The sequence below is a fragment of the Pseudomonas cichorii genome, from assembly GCF_003700275.1.
GTDB lineage: Bacteria > Pseudomonadota > Gammaproteobacteria > Pseudomonadales > Pseudomonadaceae > Aquipseudomonas > Aquipseudomonas cichorii_B.
Genome location: NZ_RBRE01000085.1, coordinates 75,564 through 95,974, shown reverse-complemented (window position 1 = coordinate 95,974; position 20,411 = coordinate 75,564). Strand labels below are relative to the sequence as shown.

Here is a 20,411-nt window from a genome sequence, read left to right as displayed (position 1 = left end):
ACCTCAGGCCCCCGTCGCAACAAGATGTTCGTGAATATCCCGCTGCGGTAACGTCGGTTTTGCAATCCGTATACCGTTGACATAGAGGCAGGACGCCGCGACGCCATGCCCGCCGTAAGGGTTGTAGCCTTTTTCCACGACATGCAGGTCAGTGTTATTGAGCACCGTATCCGCATCATGTTTTCCGCAGGCCACCAGGCTGTCGATGTAGTGACTGCTCCCAAACAGCGACACGTACATGGAGTTGGGCGCATAAAGGGGGTGTTCAAAGTAGCTTGCCAGTTCGGCGTCTTCTTCATAGGGCTGGACAAAGAACACTGGTGCAAAAAATTCCTTGTAGTTGCCGCCCAGAGACAATGGCCGCTCGAATACGGTAGGGCGTATCAATCCACTGATCGGATTGATCTCGCCGCCATACGTGCAGTGTTCCCGGTACTCCTTGAACATCCTGACCACTTTCAGGGTGTGATCAGGATCGCTGTTGGGCCCGACGATATTTTCTTTACAGGCGTAATCGCCTACATGGCCTTCACACTTCAGCAACTCTTCACGCAAACGATGAATGAATTCGGCATGGATATCCCGATGCACCAGGATACTGTTGGGACCGGCGCAATCCTGTCCCTGGTTGTACAGCACCACCCGCAGAGCACTTTCGATGGCGGTGTCGATCGAAGCGTCAGCAGAAACCACCAATGGGTTATGGCCTGCTCCGTTGAGAATGAACAGGGTGCGCTTTAGGTAAGACTTGCGCACCTTGGTTGCGTTTTCCGGTGTGCCGGTAAAAATCACCGCATCGGATATGGCGGCCGTCTGGCTGACAAATTTTTCTTTATCGGCAAAAGAGATATTCAGGTTCGGGAAGAAATGCTCCAACTGCAACGATTGCAGTAGTTTCTTGTAGTGCGAATGCATGGCGGTCGGTGGTCGAAGCCAGGCTGAGTCGGCCATTAACGAAGGGATGATGCCAAAGCACGTTGTGGCATAGATTGGCTGATTGAGTGGCAGATAACTGGTGACGCAACGGACCTTGCGTTCAAAGAACGGGCTGTTGAGCTCCAGGTTCTCCAGCAGCTCGACGCAGCGCTCGATTTCATCGACTGCCACGTTGTAGCACTCGAATCCTGAAAGGCTCCCGGCAATCGTTTCCGCATTGTGTCGCAGATGCTGTGCAAACGCCGCGGCACGTGCTTTGACATCCTGGAAGTCGATGGTCTCCAGTACTCGTCCACTGTCTCGCGCAGGCACGATAGGCATCGGGCGTGGAATGTCGGAATACTCGGTAATAGCTTGATTGAGTTGCGTGTCCATGATTTCACTCTCCCTGTAATGAACAGCCTGTTTGATCCGTGATTCGAGCACCGTACAAAATGCCTGTACGCCCAGACGATTGATGTACTCCTCGAGTCTTGGCCCGCTTTCCTCGCCGAACAGGCAGGCGTAAAGCATCCGATAGGCACTGTTGTGACCGGGAGCGCCGATTTGATCAAAGATGTGGGTAATCTGGGTCTTCACTATCGGTCTGTGGTTCTGCGTCAGTTGTTTGAACTGTTCCGAGATTTGATACAGCATCGATTCTGCGAATTCATTGAGTAATCGCGCGTGGAAATGCGGGGCAACCCGTTCCTGATAATAGGTAAATGCTTTCTGTACAACGTGGGTGAAGGTTTCATCCGCAAGAATGTCCTGCCGGATTTTGTCGTGCTTGAGCAGGTAATAGTAAGCCGCATCAATATCATCGGGATGGCAGGCCGTGAGGATGTTCAGTATTCGTTGGTAAGTGGAAACGCGCTTGCCATGAGTCGGGGACCGATGGAAATAACCGATAGGGTTGTCATCGTCTCCGGTAACCATGCGTGCATGGTCGGCCCGATAATTGTCATACGCTTTGATCGAGACCTGAGGGTGGAAGCGAGTTGTGCGATAAGGATTGCTGAACATGAAATGCTGCAGCGCTTCCTCAGGCATGTACTTACTGACTTGCTCCAGCGAAAAGCCATTACCTTTGCTTTTGGATATTTTCTTGCCGGCAATATCGGTAAATAGCCCGTACTTCATCAGAATCGGAGCTTGCACATCCATCACCGCGCAGATGTCACGCACGGTATTTGCTGAATCAGTCAGGTCTTCGCCATGCATCTCAAAGGAAATGTCGCGATGAATCAGGCGCATTGCCCAATCGGCTTTCCATTGCAATTTACAGTGTCCGTCCAATACGGAGGTGGTGATGTCTTCGCCAATGGGTTCGTCGGCGTAGTATTCCTGAGAGGTAATGCTGTATTCCTCACCGGGCCGATTGATCAGCAGGTCCGGGGGAATTCGATAGGTGATTTCCCCTCGCTCGATATCAACATTGCGCACCACCAGATGCTCGATGATTCGCCCGGAAACACGCGACACGGGCATGAACATGCTGTAGCTCTTTTGACGGGTAATCCCCAGGCGTGAGGCAACCACCTGATTGATCTTTTCCATTCGAGAGAGAAACTGTCTGATCGTCGAGTTGTAGTAGCCAGCCCGATACAATGCGCTGTTTTCAAGTAACTGGTAGTCCAGGCCGTAAGGTGACAAAGCATCGTCAAGTCGGGCGTTGATACCTGCCGACAGATTTCTTGCCTTCTGGAACGGGTCGGGAATATCGCACAATGGTCGCCCCAGATGTCCCAGCAGAACATCCGGTTGCGGAAACGTAGCGGGTACTTTCCTCAAGGCATCCAGATCGTCGGAAACAATAAAAAGCTGGGTTTCCTTGCTTGAGATCTTTTCAAAAGCCGCTCTGACGATACTGACGCGCAGTACCTCGCACAATGTCCCGATATGAGGCAGCCCTGAGGGACCAAAGCCCGCACCGAACGCAACGATTTCGTTGTTATCGGCAGTCCTTTCCTGAATTTGCCGAGCAAGACTTTTCCACCACATGCAATGAACTCCCTGTTTGATGCAAATAAACCGCCCCCTGAAGGGCGTGTTGCTTGAAACGCTCAGGCCATTGCGGACAGGCAGGACAAAGCCCCTGAGCAGTATCGGGAAGCAATCAGGCCAGATAACAAATCAGTGTCGGGTCAGGGGGGGAGAGAAGGTAAAGGCAAAGAGAATGCTGCGACGACGACTGTTCGCAACATGACAATCCAGCCGGGCAAGACCCTTGGGGGCACGCTCCGGGTATGCAGACGGGTTCACAATGGAAATCGACATGGAAGATATCAATAGCCAGATAATTGCCCATACGTTTTATCCGTATGTGCGGTTTTCCACTTACAGGCAGGCAACGTAAACAACCTGTTGTCTGCCAACCCTTGTAAAAATGCAGCGTCCTGATCTGGTATTGAAGCCTCTTCGTGGGTGATCTCTTCTTGAGGGCTCACGATTTAGCCGTTTCAGCTTACGCCAGCCGTTTAATGAAATACAATCCCGCAACGTAATGCGAGTCAGATAACCAAGGACACCAGATGCAATTTTGCTCTTGCTCCGCTAGCATTAGCGGTCTTCCGCTTCCCAGTTGCGACGGTTTTCAATGAGTTATCAGGTTCTTGCACGTAAATGGCGTCCGCGCTCGTTCCGCGAAATGGTCGGCCAGACTCATGTGTTGAAGGCCCTGATCAATGCGCTGGACAGCCAGCGGCTGCACCATGCCTATCTGTTCACCGGCACCCGTGGCGTCGGCAAGACGACCATTGCGCGGATCATCGCCAAGTGCCTGAACTGCGAAACCGGCATCACTTCCACGCCTTGCGGCACCTGTTCGGTCTGTCAGGAGATCGATGAGGGGCGTTTCGTCGACCTGATCGAGATCGACGCCGCGAGCCGCACCAAGGTCGAGGACACCCGCGAGTTGCTGGATAACGTGCAGTACGCACCCAGCCGCGGACGCTTCAAGGTCTACCTGATCGACGAAGTGCACATGCTTTCCAGCCACTCGTTCAATGCGTTGCTCAAGACGCTTGAAGAGCCGCCGCCCTACGTCAAGTTCATCCTCGCGACCACCGACCCGCAGAAGCTGCCGGCCACGATCCTGTCGCGCTGCCTGCAGTTCTCGCTGAAAAACATGACTCCCGAGCGCGTGGTCGAGCACCTGACCCATGTGCTGGGTGTCGAGAACGTGCCGTTCGAGGACGACGCGCTGTGGCTGCTGGGCCGTGCCGCCGATGGTTCGATGCGTGACGCCATGAGCCTCACCGATCAGGCGATTGCCTTTGGTGAAGGCAAGGTCATGGCGGCCGATGTGCGCGCCATGCTGGGCACGCTGGATCATGGCCAGGTGTTCGATGTGCTGACCGCATTGCTGGAAGGCGATGCGCGCGGGCTGCTGGAAGCCGTGCGTCATCTGGCCGAGCAGGGGCCGGACTGGAATGGCGTGCTGTCGGAGATTCTCAACGTTCTGCATCGCGTGGCAATTGCCCAGGCGCTGCCGGAAGGTGTCGATAACGGCCATGGCGACCGTGATCGCGTGTTGGCCCTGGCTCAGGCGTTGCCTGCCGAAGACGTACAGTTTTACTACCAGATGGGTTTGATCGGACGTCGCGATCTGCCGCTGGCGCCGGATCCGCGTGGTGGCTTTGAAATGGTCCTGCTGCGAATGCTGGCGTTTCGTCCCGCCGAGAGCGCCGATGCGCCGAGACAGCCGCTAAAGCCAGTGGGGATCAACCAGGCCGCAGTTGATTCCCGAACCCCGGTGGCCGGTGCGACAGCCAGTGCACCGGCAGCTCCTGTAACGCCTGTTGCGGCCATAGCGCCGGTGCCGGTGGTCGAGCCGGTACTTGCCGAGCCCGTAGTTGAAAAACCTGCGCCAGCCCCTGTGCAGACGGTTGCTGAGCCTGCGCCGGCTCCAGCTCCAGCTCCAGAACCGGTCGAAGAAATCGATCTGCCCTGGAACGAGCCCAAGGCCACGGTTGTCGAGCCTGTAGCCGAGCCGGTCGCGCAGCCCGAACCTGAACCGGTGCTGGAAACCGTCGCGGAGCAACCGGAACTGACCCCGATGCCAGCGCCCGAGCCTGCCAGCCCGGTGCCGGACGCGCCGCAGGTCCAGCCTGAGCCGGTTGCCGAACCACCGGTTACGCCGGGTATGCTGGAGTCGATTCCGGACTCGGCCTATCTGTCGGCGTCCATGGATCGCGACGACGAGCCGCCGCTGGATGACGATTATGTCGAGCCGGATGTCGATATCGATCCTGCTTCCTACAACTATCTCGATGAATTGGCCCACGAAAGCGTCGCCGATGCAGAAGCGCCGGAGCCTGAACCCGAGCCCGCTGCGATGCCCGCCACCGGGTTGGCGCTGCAATGGCTGGAAATGTTCCCTCAATTGCCTATCTCCGGCATGACGGGCAGTATCGCCGCTAACTGCACGCTGATTTCGGCCGAAGGCGATAGCTGGTTGCTGCACCTGGATCCGGCGCACAGTGCGTTGTTCAACTCGACTCAGCAGCGTCGTCTGAATGATGCGTTGAACCAGTTCCATGGTCGTACGATCAACTTGAGTATCGAGCTGATCAAGCCCGAGCAGGAAACGCCTGCCCAGGCGGCGTCCCGCTTGCGTGCCGAGCGTCAGCGTCAGGCCGAGGCTTCGATTCAGGCCGATCCGTACATTCAGCAAATGATGCAACAGTTTGGCGCAGTGATTCGGGAGGATACGATCAAACCCGTGGACGCTCCCGTAGCGCAGACTCATTAACTGACGGCTCGACGCCAGTGGCGTTGTGCAAACGAACCATCCATTTTCGAGGAGATATCCCATGATGAAAGGTGGCATGGCTGGCCTGATGAAACAGGCCCAGCAAATGCAGGAAAAAATGGCCAAGATGCAGGAAGAACTGGCTAACGCGGAAGTTACCGGCCAGTCGGGCGCAGGCCTGGTGAGCGTGGTGATGACCGGTCGTCATGACGTCAAGCGCATCACTCTGGATGACAGCCTGATGCAGGAAGACAAAGAAGTACTGGAAGACCTGGTTGCCGCCGCCGTCAACGACGCCGTGCGCAAGATCGAGCAGGCCAGCCAGGAAAAGACGTCCAGCATGACCGCAGGCATGCAACTGCCGCCGGGCATGAAGCTGCCTTTCTAAGGCCGTTTCCAGGTGTTGAACAATGCCAGGCCCAGTGCCTGGCATTTTTGTTCGCGGATGAATTGGCTCCTACGAGGCTGTAGGGGTGAATTCATTCGCGAATAGCATCCCCTGGGCCTGTATTCGGCAGACCCCGAATTGACGCTCACCGCAAGGCACGGGTATAAACCGCGTCTTGTGTTTTTGTCGGACCACTCTCCATGAGCTTCAGCCCCCTGATTCGTCAATTGATCGATGCCTTTCGCGTACTGCCGGGTGTCGGTCAGAAAACCGCGCAACGCATGGCCTTGCAGTTGCTGGAGCGTGACCGCAGCGGTGGCTCGCGTCTGGCGCTGGCGCTCAGCCAGGCCATGGAAGGTGTCGGTCATTGCCGCTCCTGCCGAACGCTGACCGAAGAGGATCTGTGCCCGCAATGCGCAGACCCGCGTCGCGACGACACGCTGTTGTGCGTGGTCGAAGGGCCGACGGATGTCTATGCAGTCGAGCAGACCGGCTATCGCGGGCGTTACTTCGTGCTCAAGGGCCACTTGTCGCCACTCGACGGGCTGGGGCCTGAGGCGATTGGCATCCCGCAGTTGCTGGAGCGCATCAACGAGCAGGGCACTTTCACTGAGGTGATTCTGGCCACCAACCCGACGGTGGAAGGTGAAGCCACTGCGCATTACATCGCCCAGTTGCTCAATCAAAAAGGCCTGATTGCCTCACGCATCGCCCATGGCGTGCCGTTGGGTGGTGAGCTGGATCTGGTCGATGGCGGGACGCTGGCGCATTCGTTTGCGGGGCGCAAACCGATTGCGCTGTGATGGAGTGTTTCATGAATGAATTGGCTACTACGTGCGTAGGCGCCAATTCATTCGCGAACAGACAATTACTGCTCGTTCAACGCAAAGTTGGTCAGGCAGAAGGTCGGGATGTTCATGTCTTCCAGGCGCTGTGAGCCGCCCAGTTCCGGCAGGTCGATGATCGCTGCGGCTTCGTGAATGTGCGCGCCCATGCGGCGGATCAGGTTGGCAGCGGCAACCAGGGTGCCGCCGGTTGCGATCAGGTCATCGAACATCACCACCGAATCGCCATCGCACAGGCTGTCGGCGTGCACTTCCAGATAGGCCTCGCCGTATTCGGTCTGGTAACCCTCGGACAGCACGTCTGCCGGTAGCTTGCCTTGTTTGCGGAACAGGATCAGTGGCTTGTTCAGTTCGTAAGCCACCACCGAACCAATCAGGAAGCCGCGGGCGTCCATCACGCCGACGTGGCTGAAGTCGGCCTCGATGTAACGTTGCACGAAGCTGTCGATCACCAGACGGGTCGCTTTAGGCGATTGGAAGAGCGGGGTGATGTCGCGAAACACTACGCCGGGTTTGGGAAAGTCCACGACCGGGCGAATCAGGGATCTGAAGCTCAATTCATCGAAAATCATTACATACAATCCGGAGCAAGGTTGGCCGACAGTTTAAGCCGACCAGCCCCGGAGCGCACGTTTCAGCTTTCCATTGCCCCGCCAGCCAGGGCACAGAGCTGGATCGGGTCCAGAATATGTATTTCCTTGCCTTCGGCTGCGATCAACTGGTTCTGCTGGAAGCGGGTGAAAACCCGGGAGACGGTTTCCACGGCCAGACCCAGGTGGTTGCCGATTTCATTGCGCGACATGCTCAGGCGGAACTGGTTGGCCGAGAAGCCACGTGCCCGGAAACGTGCCGAGAGGTTGATCAGGAAGGTCGCGATGCGCTCGTCTGCGGTCTTTTTCGACAGCAGTAGCATCATCTGCTGGTCATCGCGGATTTCACGGCTCATGACGCGCATCAGTTGCCGACGCAGTTGTGGAAGCTGTACGGACAGCTCGTCCAGACGCTCGAAAGGAATCTCGCAGACCGATGTGGTTTCCAGGGCCTGAGCCGAAACCGGGTAAGCCTCGGAGTCCATCCCGGACATGCCGACCAGTTCGCTGGGCAGGTGGAAGCCGGTGAGCTGTTCTTCACCGCCATCACTGATGTTGAAAGTTTTCAACGCGCCGGAGCGCACGGCATAAACGGAAGCGAAGGTATCGCCCTGGCGGAACAGGAATTCGCCTTTTTTCAGCGGGCGACCACGCTTGACGATTTCGTCGAGGGCATCCATGTCTTCCAGGTTCAACGACAGGGGCAGACAGAGCGGCGCGAGGCTACAGTCCTTGCAATGGGCCTGGGTATGAGCACGCACTTTGACTGGCTCGGACATCACTTAATTCCTTGTGGGAAATCACACATAGGTCGTAAGGGTAACTCAGGCACGGTGGCTTAGACCAGTCTGGAAAAGGCCCTGCGGCATCAAGGTTCTTGTCTGTGTGTCGATAAACTTACACGGATTAAACATTTGCAGGAGGTTTTGTATGTCCTTGTCAGGCTCGATTCTCGGTCCCTTGAGTATTCGTTCTGCTGCGATCCAGCCGGTATCTGCCCCGACCCAAGGCACTGAAACGGCCGAACCGGCACGCCAGGTAAAAGGCATCGAGGTGGAGCTGTCGAGTGCAGGCAAGGCTGCGGCCTCTTCGTCGTCCCGCAATTCGGATATCGAGCAAAGCGGCCTTCCCGAGTCGGTACAGAAAATCCTCAAGGCCGTTCGTGAGCTGCAGCGAAAAATCCAGGAAACCCTGGAAAAGATCCAGGACGTGCTCAAGGACAGAAGCCTCAGCCACGAAGAGCGCCAGACCCGGGCCACCGCCCTGCAAACGGTGCTGGGCATGCTGCAGCGGCAAGTGAGCAACTCCACCGCTGACATGGCCAACCTCATGAATCAGATGCAGGCCAGCGATGCCGACAAGGTCAAGGCTGGCATTCTGGTCATGGCCAAGATGTAGCTGTTCAGATCACCCGCGAAAACCGCTGGCGGTTCTGCTGGTTCAAGTAGCCATCGAACACCATGCACACCGAACGCACCAACAGCCGTCCGGCAGGCAAGACATTGATGCCGGTTGCGCTCAGTTCTATCAGGCCGTCCCTGGCCATGTCGGTCAGTTGCGGCCACAGTTCATCGAAGTAAGCCCTGAAATCGATGTTGTAGGTCTTTTCGATCTCGCTGAAATCGAGGTCGAAATGGCAGATCAACTGCTGGATCACCGCGCGCCTGATCCGGTCGTCCTCGGTGCACACCAGCCCGCGCTTGGTTGCCAGTTGATCGCTGGCCAGCAGCCCTTGATAGTCGTTCAGGTCGCTACTGTTCTGGCAATACAGGTCGCCGATCTGGCTGATCGCCGAGACGCCCAGGCCGATCAGGTCGCAATGACCGTGAGTGGTGTAGCCCTGAAAGTTGCGTTGCAGGGTCAGTTCTTCCTGGGCGATGGCCAGTTCATCGTCGGGCAGGGCGAAGTGGTCCATGCCGATGTAGCGGTAACCCGCCTGGGTAAGTTGCTCGATGGTGCGCTCAAGCATCAGCAGCTTGTTTTCAGGGCAGGGCAGGTCGGCGTTGTCGATGCGCCGTTGCGGCATGAAGCGCTCGGGCAAATGGGCGTAGTTGAACACCGAAAGGCGGTCAGGTTGCAGGCTGATGATTTCGTTGACGGTGTGGGTGAAGGCTTCGATGGTCTGTTTGGGCAGGCCGTAGATCAGGTCGATGTTCACCGAGCGAAATTGCAGGGTGCGTGCGGCTTCGACGATGGCGCGAGTTTCTTCCAGGCTTTGCAGCCGATTGACGGCGCGTTGTACGGCCGGATCAAGGTCCTGCACGCCGAGGCTGACACGATTGAAACCCAGCTCGCGCAACAGGCCCATGGTTGACCAGTCGGCTTCGCGGGGGTCGATTTCAATGCCGTAGTCGCCGGAGTCGTCATCCAGCAGATTGAAATGCTTGCGCAGTTTCGCCATCAACTGACGCAGTTCGTCATGGCTGAGAAAGGTCGGTGTACCGCCGCCAAAGTGCAGTTGCTCGACCACCTGGCCGGGCGCCAGATGGCTGGCCAGCATCTGGATTTCCTGTTCCAGCCGTTGCAGGTAGGCATGGGCGCGGCCGCGATCCTTGGTGACGACCTTGTTGCAGGCGCAGTAGTAGCAAATGTTCGCGCAGAACGGGATATGCACATACAGCGACAAGGGCCGCACGGCCTTGCGACTGTCACGCAAGGCGTGCAGCAGGTCAAAGGCACCGACTTGCGTATGCAATTGCACTGCGGTTGGGTAGGACGTGTAGCGAGGTCCCGCCAGGTCGTAGCGGCGGATCAGATCTGAGTCCCAACGAATGGCGTCGAGCATGCGGGCATTCCCCCGGATAGGCTGGCAATGCGTGTGAGTCTACGGAGCTGCCTGTGCAAGGGTGTTGATGTGCGTCAAATACGCGCGGAGGCTGCCGATGAAACTGTCTGGCCTGTGCAAGGCATCTGTTGCGCTGCGCTTCAGTGACCCATGAGCCAGTGCTGATGTGGACCGGGCAGGGTCCACAGGCCGAACAGGATCACCAGCAGGCCTGCGGCCATGCGAACCCCGCGCTGACGCAGCACGGCTGTGGTGCGTTCGGCGGCAAGCCCGGTGGCCAGCAGCACCGGCCAGGTGCCGAGGCCGAACGCGAGCATGAGCAAGGCGCTATTGAAGGCATTGCCCTGGCTGGCCGCCCACAGCAGGGTGCTGTAGACCAGCCCGCATGGCAGCCAGCCCCATAATGCGCCGAGCAGCAAGGCGCGGGGCAGGCTCGATACCGGCAGCAGGCGGGCGGCAATCGGCTGGATGTGACGCCACAGGCCGCGACCGAGACTTTCGAGGCGCGTCAGGCCACTCCAACAGCCGGCGAGGTACAGGCCCATGGCAATCAACAGCAGGGCGGCGACCACGCGCATTGCCGTCGCTATCGGGCTGTTGGCCACTGCCCAGCCAGCAAGCCCGAGCAGCAGGCCGGCGCTGGCATAACTGAGGATGCGCCCAAGGTTGTAGGCCAGCAGCAGGCGAAAGCGGCGACTGCGTTGTTCCCTGGGAATGGCCAGGGTCAAGGCGCCCATCAGGCCGCCGCACATGCCCAGGCAGTGGCCGCCGCCGAGCAGGCCGAGGATCAGGGCGGAAAGCAGCAGGGGCGCGAGTTCAAGCATGGGAGTTCAACGCGATAACTGCACGGGGCTCAGGCATCGGGCTTGCTCTCGTCCTGTTGCAATGGCGGGTTGCTGCGTGACGCTTCATTCTGGGCCGCCTGGTGCCGTGGGTCTTCGTCGTCGAACAGGATGCTGTGGGCAGGGCCTTCCATGTCGTCGTATTGCCCGCTGTCCACGGCCCAGAAAAACACATAGATCGCGATGGCGACCAGCAGCAGGGCTGCCGGGATCATGATGTAGAGGGCGGGCATAAAGCCTCCGAAACCGACTGTCGAGCCACGGGCGCTGGCGTCTGCACGCTGGGCAGACGAGTCAGGCGCAAGGCGTTGAGCACCACGGTCAATGAGCTGATGGACATGCCGACCGCAGCCCACACGGGAGTGATCCAGCCCAGCGCGGCGAACGGCAGCATGAGGCCATTGTACAGCCCGGCCCACAGCAGGTTTTCGATAATTACCCGACGGGTGCGCCGCGCCAGGCTGAAGGCCTGGACCAATGCCTGCAAGCGATTGGACAGCAGCACGGCATCGGCGCTGGTTTTTGCCAGATCGGTGGCCGAGCCCATGGCGATGCTGATATCGGCGGCCGCCAGCACCGGCACGTCGTTGACGCCATCGCCGAGCATCAGCACTTTGCGGCCCTGTTGATGCAGGCGTTGCAGCATGGCCAGCTTGTCATCCGGGCGCAGGCCGCCGTGGGCTTCGTCGATCCCCAGTCCGGCGGCGACGCTGGCGACCATCGGCGAGCTGTCGCCGGACAGCAGCAGGGTTTTCCAGCCGCGCGCCTTGCAGGCCTGCAGGAGTTGGCCGGCATCTTCGCGCAGCCGGTCATCGAGAACCAGCCAGGCCAGTGGCGCCTGAGTATCGCCGAGCAGCAGCCATTGGCCGAGCTCATCGGGCATCGGCGGAATCTCGCTGGCGCTCAAGGCGCAGACGAACCCCGGCTGGCCGATTCGCAGGCGCTGGCTTGCGACGCGGCCTTCCAGGCCGAGCCCCGGTGTGCTGTGGACTTCTTCTGCGGCGAGCGGTGCGCGACCGAATGCCCGGGCGATGGGGTGTTCCGAGCGGTTTTCCAGGGCCGCGGCCAGGCCCAGGCAGGTATCGGCATCCAGCGCCCCGAGCGGTTTGATGCTGCGCAGGGTAAGGCGGCCTTCGGTGAGAGTGCCGGTCTTGTCGAAGATTACCGTGTCGATCTGGTTCAGGCCTTCGAGCACATGCCCGCGGGTCAGCAGCAGGCCAAGCTTGTGCAGGGTGCCGGTGGCGGCGGTCAGGGCAGTGGGTGTTGCCAGCGACAGGGCGCACGGGCAGGTGGCGACCAGCATCGCCAGGACGATCCAGAAGGCGCGGGCCGAATCGATCTGCCACCAGCACAGGCCGATGACCACGGCGGCGATCAGCGAGCCGAGCAGAAACCATTGCGCCGCACGGTCGGCGATTTCCGCCAGCCGGGGTTTATCTGCCTGGGCGCGTTCCAGCAGGCGCACGATGGCGCTGAGGCGGGTTTCATGGCCCAGCGCCTGAACATGAATGGTCAATGCGCCTTCGACATTGAGTGTGCCGGCAGTCACGCTGTCGCCTGCGCCGCGCGGTTGCGGCAGGTATTCGCCGGTCAGCAGCGATTCGTCGACGCTGGACTGGCCTTCGAGCACCTTGCCGTCTGCGGCTATGACGGCGCCGGGGTGCACCAGAATACGGTCATCAAGGCGCAGTTCGCTGAGCAGGATGCGCTGGGGCTGGCCATCGTCGTTCAGGCGCAGGCAGGAAGCGGGCAGCAGATTGACCAGTTGTGCGGTGGCAGCGGCGGTGCGTTCCCGTGCGCGTCGCTCCAGATAGCGCCCGGCCAGTAGAAACAGGGCAAACATGCCTGCTGCATCGAAATACAGTTCGCCGGTGCCGGTGATGGCGGTCCAGATCCCGGCCAGATAGGCACCGCCGATGGCCAGTGATACCGAAACGTCCATGGTCAGATGGCGGGTGCGCAGGTCGCGCAGGGCGCCACGAAAGAAGGGCGCGCAACTGTAGAAAATGATCGGCGTGGTCAGGAACAGCGCGACCCAGCGCAGGATGGCGTGCATCTCGGGGCTGAGGTCGATATTGAATTCCGGCCAGGTGGCCATGGTCGCCATCATCGCCTGGAACCACAGCAGGCCGGCCACGCCCAATTGGCGCAGGGCCAGGCGATTTTCACTAGCCAGTTGTTCGGTGGCGCGGTCGGCCTGATAAGGATGCGCGGCGTAGCCGATGCTGCGCAATTCGCTCAGCAACTGGCTCAGTGGCATCTGGCTGTCAGACCAGCGCACATGCAGACGATGGCTGGACAGGTTGAGTTGCGCTTCGGCCACGGCAGGCAGGTTGCGCAAGTGGCGCTCTATCAGCCAGCCACAGGCTGCGCAACTGATGCCTTCCATCAAGAGCGTGGTTTCGCACAGTTCGCCCTCATGCCGAACGAAGGGGGCCTGCACGTCGGGGCGGTCATACAGCTCCAGCTCATCGACCAGTTGTGCGGGCAGGCTTTCGGGGTTGATCGACGTTTCGCTGCGGTGGCTGTAATAGCTTTCCAGCCCGCCGGCGACAATCGCCTGGGCCACGGCCTGACAGCCCGGGCAGCACAGCTCGCGGGTTTCCCCGAGCACGACGGCGGTGAAGCGGCTGCCCGCTGGTACTGGCAGTGCGCAGTGATAGCAACTGTGTGTAGGAGCGAATTCATTCGCGAAGGAGGGCGGTCTTTTCGCGGATAAATCCGCTCCCACAGGTTCTGTATTCAATTCTTTCTGTCTTCTGCACCTTGCAGCGGTTCATCGCCCAGCATCAGGGTGCTGTCATGGCTGACCTGTTCTTCCTCGAACAGGCGCCAGGTCTGGCCGTTTTCGCTGCCCAGCAGCTCGACAAAGCGGCGGCCTTCGATCCGGTCCTGCAACTGGCCAATGTAACGTCCGGCTTCGGACGGGCTGCGGGTCAGGAAAATCCGGCGGTCCTTGTCCGGCTGGGTCGGTGAAATCAGGTTCAGTTCCAGGCGTTCAGGCTGGCTGTTGCCGCTCAGGCGCAGCTCGGCTTCGCCGGTCAGTTCGTCGAGGTGAATGCTGGCGCGCAGCTTGAGATTCTGAGCCAGCAACTCGCGATTGAGCGAGCGGTTTATGCCTTTGCCTGCCTCGTAATAGTTGTCGTTGACCAGATTGTCCGGGTTGTTGATGGCGATGGTCACCATCGACAGGCTCAGGGTCACCGAGCAGGCCAGGATGCCGATGATGATCCATGGCCAACGGTGCTTGTACCAGGGGCTTGAAGCGAGTGCGACTGACATTGCTGGGTCCTTTAGCGAATTTGTGGGCCGATGAACCGGCTCTGGGCTTCGACACGGGTATCGTCGTTATCGATGTCCTTGAGGATGAAGGTGACCTCATTGGTGCTCGACGGCATCTGCTCGGGAGCGCTGGACAGCTCCACCGGCATGGTGAAGATATCGCCCGCAGCGACCTTGAATTCACGCCTGCCCTGCAGTTTCAGGTCGGGCAGGCCGGTGGCTTCAAGGACGTAGGTATGGTCGACCTGATCCTTGTTCATCACCTTGAGGCTGTAGACGTTTTCGATGCGGCCTTCGGCGTTTTCGCGATACAGCACGCGGTCCTTGCTGACATCGAAGCCGACCAGCGAGCGCATGAAGAACGCACTGACCAGAAAGCCGATCATCAACAACAGCACCAGTGCATAACCGATCAGGCGCGGGCGCAGCAGGTGGGTGACCTGGCCTGACAGATTGTGCTCGGTGGTGTAGCTGATGAGGCCACGCGGGTAGCTCATCTTGTCCATGATGGTGTCGCAGGCATCGATGCAGGCGGCGCAGCCGATGCATTCGATCTGCAGGCCGTCGCGGATGTCGATGCCGGTCGGGCAGACCTGGACGCACATGGTGCAGTCGATGCAGTCGCCCAGGCCCTGCGCCTTGTAGTCCACGTCTTTCTTGCGTGGCCCACGGCTTTCACCGCGACGCGGGTCGTAGGAAACGATCATCGTGTCCTTGTCGAACATGACGCTCTGGAAGCGGGCATATGGGCACATGTGCACGCATACCTGCTCGCGCAGCCAGCCGGCGTTGCCGTAGGTGGCCAGGGTGAAGAAGCCGATCCAGAAATAGGCCCAGCCATCGGCCTGGCCGGTGAACAGTTCGATGCACAGGTCACGGATCGGTGAGAAGTAACCGACGAAGGTCAGCCCTGTCATGAAGCCGATCAGCAGCCAGAGCGTGTGCTTGCCGAGTTTGCGCCCGAACTTGTTGGCGCTCATGGGCGCCTTGTCGAGCTTGATGCGCTGGTTGCGGTCGCCTTCGGTGACCTTTTCACACCACATGAAAATCCAGGTCCAGAAGCTTTGCGGGCAGGTATAGCCGCACCAGATGCGCCCGGCATAGACGGTGATGAAGAACAGGCCGAAGGCGCTGACGATCAGGATGCCCGACAGCAGGATGAAGTCCTGCGGCCAGAAGGTTGCACCGAAGATGTAGAACTTGCGCTCCGGCAGGTTCCACCACACCGCCTGATGCCCGCCCCAGTTCAGCCAGACCGTGCCGAAATACACCAGAAACAGGCCGAGCCCGCCGAGCATGCGCAAGTTGCGGAACCGGCCCGTGAAGGCGCGGGTATAGATATTTTCGCGCGCGGCGTAGAGGTCGACGCTATTGCCGTCATGCCTGGGTGGCGGGGTGATGTTGTGTACCGGAATCCGATCGTTCATTGGGGCGTCCCACGGCAGTGGAAAAGTGCCGCAGCCAGTGTTTGCCGACTGCGGCCAAAAGGCGGTTTCTTATGGGGTCAATGATACGCCTGCCCTTATACCTCAAGGCTGCGACCTTTGGTCGCGTTGGGTTCCTTTAACGGTTCGTGTAAGTGATCTGGATCAATTGACAGGGTAATTATGGTCGTTGCTCAGCGCGGCGCCGCCCGATAGACCGCAGGTTCTTCGTGCAACTGGCTGACCCATGGATTGAGCACCGTGACCCCGCAGCGTTGAAAGTCGGCGGTATTGCGGGTCACCACTTTCATGCCATGCACCAGCGCGGTGGCAGCGATCAAGGCATCGCATTCGCTGCGCGGATCGGGAATGTGCAATTGCGCACAGCGCCTGGCTACTGCGCTGTCCACGGCCAGGATGCGTCCGGCGAAAGCTTTCAGCACACGGTGTTCCAGCCAGCCGCGCAAGGTCGCGCCCTGGAGGGAGTCGCGGCGTTCGATGCGCAGCACGCCGGTTTCCAGTTCCATGACGGTGATCGCCGAGATGAACAGGCTGGCGGGGGCGTGGTCTTTTGCCCAGCGCACGACATTGGCGTCTGCATCGCGTTTGCGGAGTTCGGATACCACATGGGTATCGAGCAGGAACATCAGGACAGGTCTACATGGCGAGGCGTGATGATCGCGCGTTGTGGCTCGAACTCGATATCGAGGTCGTCACCCGGCATGATCAGCATGTCGACAATGCTGACTGCACTGCCGGTCAGCTTGCGATAGTCCTCGATGGAGAGCAGGACATGCGCCGGACGGCCCCTGTCGGTGATGAACACCGGACCTTCGTTGGCTGCCTTCTTGGCGCCGCTGGTGTCCTGGTTGAATTCGCGGCTTGAGAGGGTTGTCGTCATGAATAAGACCTCCTGGAAAATGTGCAGCGCTGTTTCTATGGGATTTGCTGAAGAAATTCTAGTCTTGTAGAAACGTACCTACACTATAAATGTGTTGTCCAAATGCAACAGCCCCGCCGAGTGACGGGCGGGGCTGTTTCCGACAGGCGTGGTCATTCTGGTTCGGCGGGTTTTTCCTGGCGCGACAGGCTATAGACGTACGCGGCCAGCAGATGAACCTTGTCATTGCCCTGGGTCGCTTCCTGGGCAGGCATCTGGCCCTGGCGACCGTAGCGGATGGTCTGTTGCAGTTGCGCAAAGCTCGATCCGTAGATGAAGGCCCCCGGATGGGTAAGGTCCGGCGCGCCCATGATCGGCGTGCCTTTGCCTTCCGGCCCATGGCAGGCCACGCAATTGGCGGCGAAGATCTTCTGTCCGGCTGCCGGGTCGGCCTTGGCGTCTTCAGGCAGTTTGCGGCCATCGAGACGGGTCAGGATATAGGCCGAGACGTCACGCACGCCTTGCTCGCCCACCACTTCGCCCCAGGCCGGCATCACCGCATGGCGGCCGTTCATGATGCTGGTCTTGATGGTCTGCGGGTCACCGCCCCAGCGCCAGTCGGCATCGGTCAGGTTGGGGAAACCATATGCGCCCTTGGCATCCGAGCCATGGCAGACCGAGCAGTTGGAGGCAAACAGCCGACCGCCCATTTTCAGCGCCTGCGGGTCCTTGGCGACTTCCTCGATGGGCATCGAGGCATATTTGGCGAACAGCGGCCCGAAGCGGGCTTCTGCCCGGGCGATTTCCTTTTCCCATTCATGCACGGCGGTCCAGCCTTGCTGGCCGTCCGAGAATTGCAGCTGTTTCTGGCTGTCGGCATAGTCGTAACCGGGTAGCCAGCCTTTCCAGTTGCCCAGGCCCGGATACAGCACCAGATAGCCCAGGGCAAACACGATGGTGCCCACGAACAGCATGAACCACCAGCGCGGCAGCGGGTTGTCGTATTCCTCGATTCCGTCGAAGGAATGGCCGACGGTTTCTTCGGTCGACTCATCGCGCTGGCCCTTGCGGGTGGCCAGCAGCAACCAGGTCAGGGCGAAGAGGGTGCCCAGGGTCAGAACCGTGACATACAGGCTCCAGAACGTTGTCATGCCTTGTCGCTCCCGGAAGCCCTGGCTTGTTGCTCGATATGCTCGATGGCTTGCGGGTCGTCGGCGAACGGCAGCATGGTTGCGTCATCGAACTCAGCCTTGCGCCGCGGGCTGAACACCCACAGCGCCAGTCCGATAAAAGCCACCATCACCACCAGTGTGCCCAGACCTCGAATCATTCCGATATCCATTGCCTTCACCGCTTGCTTTTGATGATTGTGCCAAGGCCTTGCAGGTAGGCCACCAGTGCGTCCATTTCGGTCTTGCCCTTGACCGCGGCTTCGGCGTCAGCGATGTCTTCATCGGTATAGGGCGTGCCGAGGGTGCGCAGGACTTCCATCTTTTTCGCCGTCTCCTTGCCATCGAGCTTTTTCTCGACCAGGAACGGGTAGGCCGGCATTTTCGATTCCGGCACCACATTGCGCGGGTTGTACAAGTGAGCGCGATGCCAGTCGTCCGAGTAGCGTCCGCCGACCCGGGCCAGATCCGGGCCGGTGCGTTTGGAGCCCCACAGGAACGGGTGATCCCAGACGCTTTCGCCCGCCACCGAGTAATGCCCGTAGCGTTCGGTTTCGGCACGGAACGGGCGGATCATCTGCGAATGGCAACTCACACAACCGTTGGCGATGTACACGTCACGGCCTTCGACTTCCAGGGCGGTGCGCGGCTTCATGCCTTCGACCGGCTGGTTGGTCACGTCCTGAAAGAACAGCGGCACGATCTGCGTCAGGCCGCCGATGCTGACGGCAATGACCATGAAAAATGCCAGCAGGCCAATGTTCTTTTCGAGTATTTCATGTTTCATCAGTGAGCTCCCGCGACAGCGATCCGGGCAGCCGCTTCAGCTTCCTTCGGGTCCGAGGCGCGGACCGTGCGCCAGACGTTCCAGGCCATCAGCAGCATGCCGCTGGCAAAGATTGCCCCGCCGATCATGCGCACGACATAGCCCGGATGGCTGGCCGGCAGGCTCTCGACGAAGGCATAGGTGAGGGTGCCATCGTCGTTGACTGCCCGCCACATCAGGCCCTGGGTCATGCCGTTGACCCACATCGAGGCGATGTACAGCACGGTGCCGACAGTGGCGAGCCAGAAGTGCGCATTGATCAGGCTGGTGCTGTGCATCTGTGGCCGACCAAAGATCCTGGGAATCATGTGATACAGCGCGCCGATGGAAATCATCGCCACCCAGCCCAGTGCCCCGGCGTGGACATGGCCGATGGTCCAGTCGGTGTAGTGCGACAGCGAGTTCACGGTCTTGATGGCCATCATCGGCCCTTCAAAGGTCGACATGCCGTAGAACGCCAGCGACACCACCAGGAAACGCAGGATCGGGTCGGTGCGCAATTTATGCCAGGCGCCGGACAGGGTCATCATGCCGTTGATCATGCCGCCCCAGCTCGGGGCCAGCAGGATGATCGACATCACCATGCCCAGCGATTGCGCCCAGTCGGGCAGGGCGGTGTAGTGCAAGTGGTGCGGGCCGGCCCAGATGTACAGAGTGATCAGCGCCCAGAAGTGCACGATGGACAGGCGATACGAATAGATCGGGCGCTCGGCCTGCTTGGGCACGAAGTAATACATCATTCCCAGAAAGCCGGTGGTCAGGAAGAAGCCCACGGCGTTGTGCCCGTACCACCACTGGATCATCGCGTCAGTAGCACCGGCATAGGCCGAGTAGGATTTGAACAGGCTGACTGGCAACGAGATGTGGTTGACGATGTGCAGCATGGCGGTCACGAGAATGAATGCGCCGTAGAACCAGTTGCCGACATAGATGTGCTTCGTTTTGCGTCGCGCGATGGTGCCGAAGAACACCAGTGCATAGGTGATCCAGACAATCGCCAGTAGAATCGCGATCGGCCATTCCAGCTCGGCGTATTCCTTGGTGGTTGTGTAGCCCATGGGCAGGGTGATGATTGCGCTGACGATCACTGCCTGCCAGCCCCAGAAGGTGAAGGCGGCCAGGGTGTCGGAAACCAGGCGTGTCTGGCAGGTCCGTTGCACCACGTAATAAGAAGTGGAAAACAGTGCGCAGCCACCAAAGGCGAAGATCACAAGGTTGGTGTGCAGTGGGCGCAGACGGCCGAACGTTGTCCATTCCAGGTCGAGGTTCAAGCCCGGCCAGACAAGCTGCGCGGCGATGAAAACCCCGAGCCCCATGCCGACAATTCCCCAGACCACCGTCATGATGGCGAACTGACGGACCACCTTGTAGTTATAAGCAGTCGGGCTGATTGCTGTGCTCATTTTTTCCAGGGTTCCACGGATCAGTATTCATAGATGTTCAGCGGGCCACGCACGCACGTGCCGCTGATGCCGGGCAAGTGTTTGCATTGCAGTGATGGCCCTGTGAGGCATGTTCCAGAGTCGCCGGAACCCTGCCGAAGCGGACCGAAAAAGGCGGGGGGACAGGTCGATGACACGTACTGCCGGTGATCGCTTGTGGCCGTGAGCCCAAGTTTTCACTACCCATGACCTGTGACCAGCTATAGCCAGTCCACTGCGGGCAAGCTTAGTCGTGAAAGAGGGGGATTGGAAGTCGAGCGAGAGGGC

The 20,411-nt window shown here is 59.5% G+C and carries 19 protein-coding genes; 4 read left to right on the top strand and 15 right to left on the bottom strand.

Features of this window, described 5'->3' with window-relative positions; genetic code table 11:
• Nucleotides 1-3: 3 nt before the first annotated feature.
• A complete protein-coding gene (locus ALQ04_RS22680) occupies nt 4-2,919 on the bottom strand; it encodes an aldehyde dehydrogenase family protein (RefSeq protein WP_122317967.1) in 2,916 nt (971 codons plus the stop codon).
• Nucleotides 2,920-3,514: 595 nt separating this feature from the next.
• Here ALQ04_RS22680 and dnaX point away from each other — a divergent pair.
• From dnaX to recR, 3 genes are all read left to right on the top strand, one after another.
• Entirely contained in the window at nt 3,515-5,671 is a 2,157-nt protein-coding gene (gene dnaX, locus ALQ04_RS22675) for a DNA polymerase III subunit gamma/tau (protein ID WP_122317966.1), read from the top strand.
• Between the two features lie 61 nt (nt 5,672-5,732).
• The gene (locus ALQ04_RS22670) at nt 5,733-6,059 is read left to right on the top strand and encodes a YbaB/EbfC family nucleoid-associated protein (RefSeq protein ID WP_122317965.1); all 327 of its coding nucleotides are present in this window, start codon (nt 5,733-5,735) and stop codon (nt 6,057-6,059) included.
• Between the two features lie 200 nt (nt 6,060-6,259).
• Nucleotides 6,260-6,862, top strand: a complete 603-nt coding sequence (recR, locus tag ALQ04_RS22665; protein WP_122317964.1) for a recombination mediator RecR — start codon at nt 6,260-6,262, stop codon at nt 6,860-6,862.
• Between the two features lie 65 nt (nt 6,863-6,927).
• On the opposite strand, the gene ALQ04_RS22660 is transcribed toward recR, so the two are convergent.
• Both ALQ04_RS22660 and fnr read right to left on the bottom strand, forming a co-directional pair.
• On the bottom strand, nt 6,928-7,476 hold the full coding sequence (locus ALQ04_RS22660) for an adenine phosphoribosyltransferase (protein WP_122317963.1): 549 nt from the start codon (nt 7,474-7,476) through the stop codon (nt 6,928-6,930).
• A gap of 62 nt (nt 7,477-7,538) precedes the next feature.
• Nucleotides 7,539-8,273: a fumarate/nitrate reduction transcriptional regulator Fnr gene (fnr, locus tag ALQ04_RS22655; RefSeq protein WP_122317962.1), complete on the bottom strand. Its 735-nt coding sequence runs from the start codon at nt 8,271-8,273 to the stop codon at nt 7,539-7,541.
• A 151-nt stretch (nt 8,274-8,424) separates the two neighbouring features.
• Between fnr and ALQ04_RS22650 the strand changes: the two genes are divergently transcribed.
• Nucleotides 8,425-8,892 (top strand): chemotaxis protein, encoded by a 468-nt coding sequence (locus ALQ04_RS22650; RefSeq protein ID WP_122317961.1) that lies wholly within the window; start codon nt 8,425-8,427, stop codon nt 8,890-8,892.
• 4 nt (nt 8,893-8,896) lie between these two features.
• Here ALQ04_RS22650 and hemN read toward each other — a convergent pair whose 3' ends face one another.
• The 12 genes from hemN to ccoN all read right to left on the bottom strand — a co-directional run bounded on the left by hemN (nt 8,897) and on the right by ccoN (nt 20,105).
• Nucleotides 8,897-10,279 carry an oxygen-independent coproporphyrinogen III oxidase gene (gene hemN, locus ALQ04_RS22645; protein ID WP_122317960.1) on the bottom strand — a complete coding sequence of 461 codons (1,383 nt, stop codon included), beginning with the start codon at nt 10,277-10,279 and terminating at the stop codon, nt 8,897-8,899.
• A gap of 140 nt (nt 10,280-10,419) precedes the next feature.
• Nucleotides 10,420-11,103 (bottom strand): sulfite exporter TauE/SafE family protein, encoded by a 684-nt coding sequence (locus tag ALQ04_RS22640; RefSeq protein WP_122317959.1) that lies wholly within the window; start codon nt 11,101-11,103, stop codon nt 10,420-10,422.
• A gap of 29 nt (nt 11,104-11,132) precedes the next feature.
• Entirely contained in the window at nt 11,133-11,354 is a 222-nt protein-coding gene (ccoS, locus tag ALQ04_RS22635) for a cbb3-type cytochrome oxidase assembly protein CcoS (RefSeq protein WP_122317958.1), read from the bottom strand.
• Nucleotides 11,333-13,852 carry a heavy metal translocating P-type ATPase gene (locus tag ALQ04_RS22630; RefSeq protein ID WP_122317957.1) on the bottom strand — a complete coding sequence of 840 codons (2,520 nt, stop codon included), beginning with the start codon at nt 13,850-13,852 and terminating at the stop codon, nt 11,333-11,335. The genes ccoS and ALQ04_RS22630 overlap by 22 nt, the downstream gene beginning before the upstream one ends.
• 11 nt (nt 13,853-13,863) lie before the next feature.
• Nucleotides 13,864-14,403 carry a FixH family protein gene (locus ALQ04_RS22625; RefSeq protein ID WP_122317956.1) on the bottom strand — a complete coding sequence of 180 codons (540 nt, stop codon included), beginning with the start codon at nt 14,401-14,403 and terminating at the stop codon, nt 13,864-13,866.
• 11 nt (nt 14,404-14,414) lie between these two features.
• Nucleotides 14,415-15,830, bottom strand: a complete 1,416-nt coding sequence (gene ccoG / locus ALQ04_RS22620; protein WP_122317955.1) for a cytochrome c oxidase accessory protein CcoG — start codon at nt 15,828-15,830, stop codon at nt 14,415-14,417.
• Between the two features lie 191 nt (nt 15,831-16,021).
• Entirely contained in the window at nt 16,022-16,474 is a 453-nt protein-coding gene (locus tag ALQ04_RS22615) for a type II toxin-antitoxin system VapC family toxin (RefSeq protein WP_122317954.1), read from the bottom strand.
• Nucleotides 16,474-16,728, bottom strand: coding sequence for a type II toxin-antitoxin system Phd/YefM family antitoxin (locus tag ALQ04_RS22610; protein WP_122317953.1), 255 nt, complete (start codon nt 16,726-16,728; stop codon nt 16,474-16,476). The genes ALQ04_RS22615 and ALQ04_RS22610 overlap by 1 nt, the downstream gene beginning before the upstream one ends.
• 152 nt (nt 16,729-16,880) lie before the next feature.
• On the bottom strand, nt 16,881-17,858 hold the full coding sequence (ccoP, locus tag ALQ04_RS22605; protein ID WP_122317952.1) for a cytochrome-c oxidase, cbb3-type subunit III: 978 nt from the start codon (nt 17,856-17,858) through the stop codon (nt 16,881-16,883).
• Nucleotides 17,855-18,049: a cbb3-type cytochrome c oxidase subunit 3 gene (locus ALQ04_RS22600; protein ID WP_122317951.1), complete on the bottom strand. Its 195-nt coding sequence runs from the start codon at nt 18,047-18,049 to the stop codon at nt 17,855-17,857. Before ALQ04_RS22600 ends, ccoP begins: the two co-directional genes overlap by 4 nt.
• Before the next feature lie 5 nt (nt 18,050-18,054).
• Nucleotides 18,055-18,663, bottom strand: coding sequence for a cytochrome-c oxidase, cbb3-type subunit II (gene ccoO, locus ALQ04_RS22595; protein ID WP_122317950.1), 609 nt, complete (start codon nt 18,661-18,663; stop codon nt 18,055-18,057).
• Complete coding sequence (ccoN, locus tag ALQ04_RS22590) at nt 18,663-20,105, bottom strand: cytochrome-c oxidase, cbb3-type subunit I (RefSeq protein ID WP_122317949.1); 1,443 nt, start codon at nt 20,103-20,105, stop codon at nt 18,663-18,665. Before ccoN ends, ccoO begins: the two co-directional genes overlap by 1 nt.
• Between the last annotated feature and the right edge of the window lie 306 nt (nt 20,106-20,411).

Bases quoted from the DNA above. Each gene is read 5' to 3' on its own strand.
- ALQ04_RS22660 (WP_122317963.1), bottom strand. From the start codon at position 7,476: ATGATTTTCGATGAATTGAGCTTCAGATCCCTGATTCGCCCGGTCGTG.
- ALQ04_RS22615 (WP_122317954.1), bottom strand. From the start codon at position 16,474: ATGTTCCTGCTCGATACCCATGTGGTATCCGAACTCCGCAAACGCGAT.
- ALQ04_RS22625 (WP_122317956.1), bottom strand. From the start codon at position 14,403: ATGTCAGTCGCACTCGCTTCAAGCCCCTGGTACAAGCACCGTTGGCCA.
- ALQ04_RS22610 (WP_122317953.1), bottom strand. From the start codon at position 16,728: ATGACGACAACCCTCTCAAGCCGCGAATTCAACCAGGACACCAGCGGC.
- fnr (WP_122317962.1), bottom strand. From the start codon at position 8,273: ATGTCCGAGCCAGTCAAAGTGCGTGCTCATACCCAGGCCCATTGCAAG.
- ALQ04_RS22680 (WP_122317967.1), bottom strand. From the start codon at position 2,919: ATGTGGTGGAAAAGTCTTGCTCGGCAAATTCAGGAAAGGACTGCCGAT.
- ccoS (WP_122317958.1), bottom strand. From the start codon at position 11,354: ATGCCCGCCCTCTACATCATGATCCCGGCAGCCCTGCTGCTGGTCGCC.
- ALQ04_RS22650 (WP_122317961.1), top strand. From the start codon at position 8,425: ATGTCCTTGTCAGGCTCGATTCTCGGTCCCTTGAGTATTCGTTCTGCT.
- ccoP (WP_122317952.1), bottom strand. From the start codon at position 17,858: ATGACAACGTTCTGGAGCCTGTATGTCACGGTTCTGACCCTGGGCACC.
- recR (WP_122317964.1), top strand. From the start codon at position 6,260: ATGAGCTTCAGCCCCCTGATTCGTCAATTGATCGATGCCTTTCGCGTA.
- ccoO (WP_122317950.1), bottom strand. From the start codon at position 18,663: ATGAAACATGAAATACTCGAAAAGAACATTGGCCTGCTGGCATTTTTC.
- ccoN (WP_122317949.1), bottom strand. From the start codon at position 20,105: ATGAGCACAGCAATCAGCCCGACTGCTTATAACTACAAGGTGGTCCGT.
- ALQ04_RS22670 (WP_122317965.1), top strand. From the start codon at position 5,733: ATGATGAAAGGTGGCATGGCTGGCCTGATGAAACAGGCCCAGCAAATG.
- dnaX (WP_122317966.1), top strand. From the start codon at position 3,515: ATGAGTTATCAGGTTCTTGCACGTAAATGGCGTCCGCGCTCGTTCCGC.
- ALQ04_RS22600 (WP_122317951.1), bottom strand. From the start codon at position 18,049: ATGGATATCGGAATGATTCGAGGTCTGGGCACACTGGTGGTGATGGTG.
- hemN (WP_122317960.1), bottom strand. From the start codon at position 10,279: ATGCTCGACGCCATTCGTTGGGACTCAGATCTGATCCGCCGCTACGAC.
- ccoG (WP_122317955.1), bottom strand. From the start codon at position 15,830: ATGAACGATCGGATTCCGGTACACAACATCACCCCGCCACCCAGGCAT.
- ALQ04_RS22640 (WP_122317959.1), bottom strand. From the start codon at position 11,103: ATGCTTGAACTCGCGCCCCTGCTGCTTTCCGCCCTGATCCTCGGCCTG.